1 protein-coding gene and 1 pseudogene are annotated in these 529 nt (G+C 59.9%); one reads left to right on the forward strand and one right to left on the reverse strand.

Going from position 1 to position 529, the window contains the following annotated elements:
• Window positions 1-198: hypothetical protein (locus ACFQ2O_RS22470; RefSeq protein WP_377533281.1), on the reverse strand; the 198-nt coding region annotated here is incomplete at its 3' end.
• 30 nt (window positions 199-228) lie between these two features.
• On the opposite strand from ACFQ2O_RS22470, the pseudogene ACFQ2O_RS22475 reads away from it, so the two are divergent.
• A pseudogene (locus tag ACFQ2O_RS22475) lies at window positions 229-529 on the forward strand (glycosyltransferase); the annotation flags it as partial.

The raw sequence follows: 529 nt of genomic DNA on the forward strand, positions 1-529 counted from the left end.
GTTGTAAAGCAGCAGTCCATCGGCCGATTGCTCGAACAGTGCCCGGTAAATATCGGGCGAAAGTGCGGCGGATTTGTTGGCGGCCGAGTTGCTCGGAGAAGGAGGCATGAGGGAGGCAGAGAATGGCAAAATGGCTTCCCCAACAAGCGGGTCCCCGAACGAAGTTCTTAAATTGGGAACAATTCCCGAATAATCCACCTTTTTGCGCCGCTAACCCTTCTGCCTGTTTTGCCGCCCCGTCTGGTTTTCACCGTCACCACCGACCTAAATTACGACCAGCGAATGCAGCGCATCTGCGCTACACTGGCCCGCGCCGGCTATGCTGTGCTGCTGGTAGGCCGGCAGGGGCCGGCTTCGCAGCCATTGGGCCCGCAGCCGTACGCCCAGCACCGGCTGCGCTGTTTTTTTCAGCACGGAAAAATATTCTACGTAGAATACAACCTGCGCCTGCTGCTGTTTCTGACGGGCCAGCGGGCGGCGGCCTGGTGCGCCATCGACCTCGATACGGCCCTGCCCGTGTGGCTGCGGG

It is taken from the genome of Pontibacter rugosus (assembly GCF_042678745.1).
GTDB classification, from domain to species: domain Bacteria; phylum Bacteroidota; class Bacteroidia; order Cytophagales; family Hymenobacteraceae; genus Pontibacter; species Pontibacter rugosus.